The following is a 6,326-nucleotide window of genomic DNA, read 5'->3' on the forward strand; positions in this document are numbered from 1 at the left end:
GGGACGGGGTTCGGCGGTTCCGTCGCGGGGGCCGCCGCGAGGGCTGCCGCCGCCTTGGCCTCAGCCTCGCGCTTTCGGTAGTAGCCCATCCACCGCATCCCGAACGAGTCGCGGCCTAGCATGAGGTCGCCCGCGAGGACCGCTCTGTAGATCTCGTGTTCCAGCGGGTTCGCAATGGAAGCCGTGAGCCCGAGGGCCATCCCGAGCAAGATGATCGACGCGGTCTGGGTGGGCCGGTCCGGGAGGCCGAACCCTACGTTCCCCGCGCCGATGGAAAGGTTAACGCCCAGTTCCTGCCGGACGAGCCGGATCGTCTCCAGGGTCACCGCGCCCAATTTCGTGTTCGCGCCGATCGGCATGCAGATCGGATCGATGATCACGTCTTCCTTAGGAATGCCGTGCTCCATCGCACGCCGCACGATCTTCTGGGCCACCGCGAGCCGCGCCTTCGGATCGTTGCTGATCCCGGACTCGTCGTGGGTGATGCCGATGACCGCCGCGTGGTGCTGCTTGACCACGGGGAGGAGGCGATCGAGGAGCTTGTCGTCCCCGGTGACCGAATTGATCAGGGCCTTGCCCCGGTACGCGGGGAGGGCGGCCTCGAGGGCTTCGACCACCGAGGAGTCCAGGGAGAGCGGCGCCTCGATTGTGGCCTGCAGGACCTCCACGGCCCCTTTCAGGATCGCAGGCTCGTCCGCGCCGGGGACGCCGCAGTTCACGTCGATGACCTGGGCGCCCGCCTGGACCTGGGCAAGGGCGTCCGCCTTGACGCGGGTGTAGTCAAACCGCCGGAGTTCCTCGGCGAGCTTCTTCCGGTTCGTCGGGTTGATCCGTTCGCCGATCACGACGAAGGGATCGTCCGGGCTGATCACCACGGTCTTCTTGGCAGATGACAATACGGTCTTCATCGATTCTCCTCCTACGAATTCAGCGGGACCGAAGCGGGTGGTGCGGATGGGGCCTGGGGCTGCGGCTCCTGGGGAACCGCGGCCTTGCCCTCGTCAGGAGACGTCTTGGCCGACCCGAGGGCGGGCTGGAGGTGCGCCTCCCGGGAAATCTTGGCCACCGCGGATTCCCAGTTGATGGGCATGATGTGGAACCCCGCAATCCCCGGGATCTTCCGGAGATCCTCGAAGATCTCCACACAGATCGCGATGCCTTCGGCCTCCCGTTTCTTCTTGTCGTCCCCCGCCTGGGCCATGCGTCGAACGAGAGCGTCGGGGACCTCCATGCCGGGAACCTCGTCCCGCATGAAGGTCGCTGCCTTCACGGATCGGATGGGGGCGACGCCCGCCAAGATAGGGACTTGCTTGTCCACGCCGAGGTCATGGACGCGGCCCATGTACTCCGCGAACCGCTCGACGTTGAACACGATCTGCGTTTGCACGAAGCGCGCTCCGGCCTCCACCTTCTTCTTGAGTCGGAGCGGTCGGTACGCGTATGGAGGAGCAAACGGCTCCGCGGCGCATCCCGGGAACAGGTCCGGCGGAGGATCGATCTCCCGCCCGCTGACGTACTTGCCCTCGCGCGTCAGATGGTTGGCCACCTCGAGAAGGATCACGGAATCGATATCGTAGACGGGCTTCGTCTCGGGCTGGTCCCCGTGGATCATGTGATCCCCGGTGAGGCAGAGGATGTTGCGGATGCCGAGGAGGGCCGCCCCGAGCAAGTCGCTCTGGAGGGCCATCCGGTTCCGGTCTCGGCAGGTCATGTGGAGGATGGGGTCGATGCCTTCCTGGACGAGGATCGCGCACGCGGCGAGCGGGGCCGCGTGGACGACGCCGCCCGTGTTGTCCGGGACGTTGACCGCGTCCACGTAGTCGCGGACGAGCTTCGCCCGCTTCCTCACATCGGCGGGGTCGGCGCCGTCGGGGCTGCCGATCTCGCACGTCACCACGGGACGCCCGGAGCGCAGGGCGCGCTCGAACCGGCCCCGCGTGGGGTCTGCGGGCATCATGGTCATTCCTTGCCGTTGCCTGGCCAGCCTGCGACCGCGTTCAGGATCGCAGAGCTTCCCTTCCTCCGCCAATCCAGGGGCGCGTGGATCCGGAGGAACAGGTAGCGGCCCGGGAAGCGCCGCGAACGGCGTTCCGCCTTGAGCCAGATGCACTCCATCTCGGGCTTGACCTCGCAGTGCCCGTTCATCCGCACGCCGCCGCACGGGCCGTTCCGGACCTGCTTGGGGCAGTTCATCAGGCACGTGTACCCGTTCTCGTGGAGGAGGCACTGGCCGCACATGTTGCAGCTGAACAGGAGCACCTTGGCGGAATTCTCGAAAGGTGCCAGGGCGCGGTTGAGTTGCAGGTTCACCTTGGGGTGCCGACGCAGGACCTGACCGATCGGCTCTAGCATCGCGGGTACGTGCTCCTTCGTTTCCATGTTCCACCTCCTGGCGACGTCAACGTCCTTGGGGCCGCGATTTGGATCGGCCGGGTCGAGTTCGCAGACATCTCGAATGCGAGAGTGTCCATACGCCCAGCACCACGGCGGCCTCCCGCGGATTCGAGCGTCCCAGGATTTATTTAATGCCTCCCTAAGAGCAGTACCGGTTTCGCGAGCGCGGGTGACGCCACTGGGGGAGACCGGCTCGCGAGGGCGAACCAGGGTTCGTGCCGCGACCTTGATGCGTCCGTTCGCGTTTCCCGGAATTGCCGCTGCCGACGGAGGCGACGGACATTCGCCCCATCCTCACCACGGTTGGAAGTCTCCCACCAGCCCACGCATCCGATGACGCCCTCGTCCATGCGGTTGAGCTACAGCGGGCCCACGACATCCGGTTGCTCACGAACGGCGAGCCCCACGGTGACATGCTCTCCCTGTACGCGTGCATCCCGGGCATCCGAATGGGGCACGGCATCCCGCGTGTCGTTGGCCGGATCCGCCCCATGGAGGACCCCGCCCAGTTCCCCACGGTCCGCGATCTCGACCGCCTCCGCTCCCTCTTCCCGGATGAGCGATTCAAGGTCAGCCTCACAGGACCCACGACGTTCCTCCTCGCCAGCGCTGCAGGTGGCGCAGGGCCGGCCTACCGAGGTCCCATGGACGCCGCCCTGCACGACGACGTCACGGAAGCCCTGCACCCCATCGCCCGGGAGATCGGACGGCGGGGCGCGTTCCTCCAGCTGGACGAACCCGTCCTGTCCCAAGGCATGCGGGACTACGGCCCGAGCCTTCGCCGACTCGACCTGCTCGCCTCGGAAACCGCACGCGACCGAGCCTGCCTCCACGTCTGCGGCGGCCTCGTCCGGACGAGAGCGCTGGACGCGCTGGTCCGCGTGGAGCGCATCTCCGTGCTGAACCTCGCGTTCGCGGGGAAGCTCGAAAAGGACAACCTGGGACTGCTCGAACCCCGCCGCTGGCAGGAGCACGACCTCCGTCTCGGGGCGGGATGCAGCGACGTTCAGGTGTCACGCCCCGAGGACGTCATGGTCGCCGGCGCGGTCGAATCCCTGCTCCGGGACATCGTCCGGCGGGTCGGAGCGGACCACATCGCGTTCGTGCTCCCGGATTGTGGGCTTCGCGCCACCCCCCTCGAGTTCGTGGACCCCATCCTGGACGGCCTCCATGGCGGATTCGTCCGCGTCTTCCCCGACTAGGGAGCCGGCGGTCTCCGGGGGCCGTTCGGTAAGAGCTCATCCTTCATAGCCCCTGACCCCCCTCGCGCCCTGCGCCGCGAGGAGCGACCATGCAGGGCGTGCACAACCCGGGCCGTCTTCAGGTGCTCGGGCAGGAGCAGGTGGACGCAATGCACGACGCCTCCCTCCGCCTGCTCGAGCGGACCGGTGTCCGGTTCGACAGTCCGGATGCGCTCAGCCGGCTCCGGACCGCCGGGGCCTTGCCCCACCCTACGCGGAAGAATGTCCTGACCTTCCCCCGTTCCGTGGTCGATGATGCCATCCGGGAGATTCCCTTCTACGGAACGTACTGCGCGCGCGACCCGAAGAACGACGTGACCTTCGACGGCGAGCACAGCTTCGCGCACGCCCTCGGAGGCAACCCCGCTATCCTGGACCTGGAGACCGGGCGGTCTCGGAGCTCCACGCTTCACGATGTGGAGCAGGCGACACGCCTCCAAGACGCGCTCGCCAATTGCCACACCGCTTCGAACCTGGTGGTGGCGACGGACGTCCCCGCGCCCCTCCTCGTCGTGCGGACCATGGAGGCGATGATCAAGAACACGAGCAAGTGCGTGCCGGGATACGCGCTGCGCGTCCCCGAGGTGGACGTCCTGGCCGAGATGGGCGCCTGCGTCGCCGGCGGTAGCGAGGCGTTCCGGAAACGGCCCATCCTGACCCTGTATGGATCTCCGAGCAGTCCGCTGACGTACGACGCCCACGTCTGCGACGTCGTGTTCCGTGCGGTCGAGCACGGCATCCCCGTGGACATCGTGCCCTGCCCCATCGGCGGCGGGACGGCGCCCCTCTCCCTTGCGGGAGGTCTCACCCAGCAGAACGCGGAGCTCCTGGCCGGGGTGATGCTCCTCCAGACGGTGGATCCAAAGCTCCCGAGCCAGTACTCGGGCCGTCTCAGCTTCCTTGACCTCCGATCGGGGAAGAACCTCTGGGGACTGCCCGAGCTCGCCCTCGCCTCCGCGGCGACTGTCCAGATTGCGCATCGATACCACATGACCGCGGACGTTTACGGCGTGACCACGGACGCGAACCAGTGGGACCTCCAGATCGGGCTCGAGCGCATGATGGCCGCGCTGCCGCCGGCCCTCGCCGGCGCCGACAACCTCTCCGGCATGGGAGGCGCCTGGGAGAACGCGGCCTCCCTGGAAATGATGGTCATCGACGACGAGGTCTACGCGGACATCTTCCGGATCGTCCGCGGCATCGAGGTCGATGAGGACCGGCTCGCCCTCCATGTGCTCGACGCCGTGGGGCCCATGGGGAACTTCCTCGCCCAGCGCCACACGATGAAGTACCTCCGCCAGGGCGAGATGCGGAACTCGCCCCTCTGGGACAAGCGCACCCTGGAACGAGCCACCTCGGAGGGCATCCGCCCCATCCAAGACGTCGCGCGGGAGAAGGTCCGCAAGCTCCTGCAGGAGCACGAGCCGACCCCGCTGGACCGAGACATCGAGCGGGACCTCGCGCGGGTCGTCCGGGAGGGGAGCAAGGACCTCCTGGAGGCGGCGTGACCCTCATCCGGCCGCGTGTTCCCGCTCGTACGCCTTGATCAGAGCGTCGCCTTGCTTCTGGACGTCTCGGTCCAGGGGCCGCACTGTGTGGTCCTTGAGCATCTTCTTCGCGATCCCGCGGGCCTCGGGAATCATCCGGTTCGAGAGCGTCGCCTGCCAGCCGAGCTTGGTCCGGTCGCGGAAGAACAGGGCCTGCTTGAAGTTCCGCACCGTGTGGAGATGCCGCAGGAACGTGTTCCCGTGGCCCACGTCCCGCACCACGTCGAGGGCGATCGTCTCCTCCGTCACGGCGACGTCGCGCAGGAGGGAGCGAATGTCCTCCCAGATCGCGGCGTCCAGGATCATCATCTCGTAGGATCCGCCCTTCGCGTGGTCGAGCCCGCCCATTCCCGCGGACAGGTCCGTGCCCGCCATCACGGAAGCCATGATCGTCGCGAGCTCGGAGAATCCGGGGAGTCCCATCTCCGGGCCGACCGCCGCGCCCCAGCCCGAGGTCATGCAGGGCAGCTTGTAGCGACGCGCCATCTGGACCGCGGCGGCGCTGATCATCGCCGACTCGGGCGCCGTGTAGTCGATGTAGCCGGTCTTCATGTCCACGGGCGTCGAGTCCGACGTGTAGACATGCGGGCACCCCGGGGCCGCAACTTGATCGATGACCAGACTCGCCAGGTTCTCCGTGTTCACCATCTCGACCGTGCCCGCCACGGTGACAGGACTCGAGGCCCCTCCGAGGGACATGGACATGGAGAGCACGGGCACGCCCGCTCGGGCAAACTCGACCTGGGCCTCCACCGCCACCTGGTTGAACGTGAGGGGTGCGGTCGGGCAAGAGACCACGGACATCAGAGGCCGCTTGCGGAGCGCGTCCTCGCCTCCCGCCACCAAGGCGGCAAGGGCGATCTGGGCCCTCGCGTCCGCGGCACCGGCCACCGTGATGCTCTCCACGTGCTTCGTCGTGTTCTGCAGCGTGACCCAAAGCTCATGGAGGCCGTGGGAAACCTCAGGCACATCCGTGCACGTGAGCGAGGTCCATAGGTAGTCGATGGGATCCAGCGCGTCCGCGAGCCGTGAGAAGGCCGCGAGATCCGCTCGCGTCGAGGGGTGGTCCTGGCCGGTCTCCAGGTCAGCGATATGCACCGCGAGCCCGTTTGTCGCCGGGAAGGGCCATCTCGCGGTGGGGCTC

Annotated in this window: 6 protein-coding genes; 2 read left to right on the plus strand and 4 right to left on the minus strand. The window is 67.5% G+C overall.

Going from position 1 to position 6,326, the window contains the following annotated elements:
* The 3 genes from VEY12_11635 to VEY12_11645 form a co-directional block, all read right to left on the minus strand.
* Nucleotides 1-908 (minus strand): dihydropteroate synthase (locus VEY12_11635; GenBank protein ID HYM40769.1); only part of this gene is annotated, 908 nt, incomplete at its 3' end.
* An 11-nt stretch (nucleotides 909-919) separates the two neighbouring features.
* On the minus strand, nucleotides 920-1,957 hold the full coding sequence (locus VEY12_11640) for a methylenetetrahydrofolate reductase (protein ID HYM40770.1): 1,038 nt from the start codon (nucleotides 1,955-1,957) through the stop codon (nucleotides 920-922).
* A 2-nt stretch (nucleotides 1,958-1,959) separates the two neighbouring features.
* Nucleotides 1,960-2,379, minus strand: coding sequence for a methylenetetrahydrofolate reductase C-terminal domain-containing protein (locus tag VEY12_11645; GenBank protein ID HYM40771.1), 420 nt, complete (start codon nucleotides 2,377-2,379; stop codon nucleotides 1,960-1,962).
* A 269-nt stretch (nucleotides 2,380-2,648) separates the two neighbouring features.
* On the opposite strand from VEY12_11645, the gene VEY12_11650 reads away from it, so the two are divergent.
* Together VEY12_11650 and VEY12_11655 are read left to right on the plus strand one after the other, a co-directional pair.
* On the plus strand, nucleotides 2,649-3,596 hold the full coding sequence (locus VEY12_11650) for a hypothetical protein (GenBank protein ID HYM40772.1): 948 nt from the start codon (nucleotides 2,649-2,651) through the stop codon (nucleotides 3,594-3,596).
* A gap of 89 nt (nucleotides 3,597-3,685) precedes the next feature.
* Entirely contained in the window at nucleotides 3,686-5,143 is a 1,458-nt protein-coding gene (locus VEY12_11655) for a trimethylamine methyltransferase family protein (GenBank protein HYM40773.1), read from the plus strand.
* Between the two features lie 3 nt (nucleotides 5,144-5,146).
* Here the strand turns inward: VEY12_11655 and VEY12_11660 are convergent.
* On the minus strand, nucleotides 5,147-6,326 hold a 1,180-nt coding region (locus VEY12_11660; protein HYM40774.1), incomplete at its 5' end, for a trimethylamine methyltransferase family protein.

The organism is Thermoplasmata archaeon (assembly GCA_035632695.1).
GTDB lineage: Archaea > Thermoplasmatota > Thermoplasmata > RBG-16-68-12 > RBG-16-68-12 > RBG-16-68-12.

What these genes read in the sequence shown, in the direction of transcription:
- VEY12_11640 (HYM40770.1), bottom strand. Translation starts at nt 1,957, where the DNA reads ATGATGCCCGCAGACCCCACGCGGGGCCGGTTCGAGCGCGCCCTGCGC.
- VEY12_11645 (HYM40771.1), bottom strand. Translation starts at nt 2,379, where the DNA reads ATGGAAACGAAGGAGCACGTACCCGCGATGCTAGAGCCGATCGGTCAG.
- VEY12_11655 (HYM40773.1), top strand. Translation starts at nt 3,686, where the DNA reads ATGCAGGGCGTGCACAACCCGGGCCGTCTTCAGGTGCTCGGGCAGGAG.